The organism is Citrobacter sp. VF227, assembly GCF_052950715.1.
This window is the reverse complement of the sequence record NZ_JBRFVF010000766.1, coordinates 1-246: the sequence shown is the minus strand read 5'-3', so window position 1 is coordinate 246 and position 246 is coordinate 1. Positions and strand designations below refer to the sequence as shown.

The 246-nt window shown below is 62.6% G+C and carries 1 pseudogene; it reads left to right on the top strand.

Annotated features, from left to right (window positions below):
* Nucleotides 1–246: pseudogene (locus ACU8YC_RS28885) on the top strand (hypothetical protein); the annotation flags it as partial.

The following is a 246-nucleotide window of genomic DNA, read 5'->3' as shown; positions in this document are numbered from 1 at the left end:
GTAGCGCCGAAGTGATTCAGGCTGCAGCCAACGTGGCGAAGGCGCTGAAAGGCCGTGGCGCAGACGTCGGCATCACCATGATTGCTCGCTCGGTTAACAGCATGGGCCTCGGCATGATGGGGGGGGGGTTCTCTTGACGATGCGCTGACCGAGCTGGAAACAGGTCGCGCTGACGCCGTTGTGGTGCTGGAAAATGACCTGCATCGCCATGCTTCAGCCGCCCGCGTTGATGCCGCGCTGGCGAAA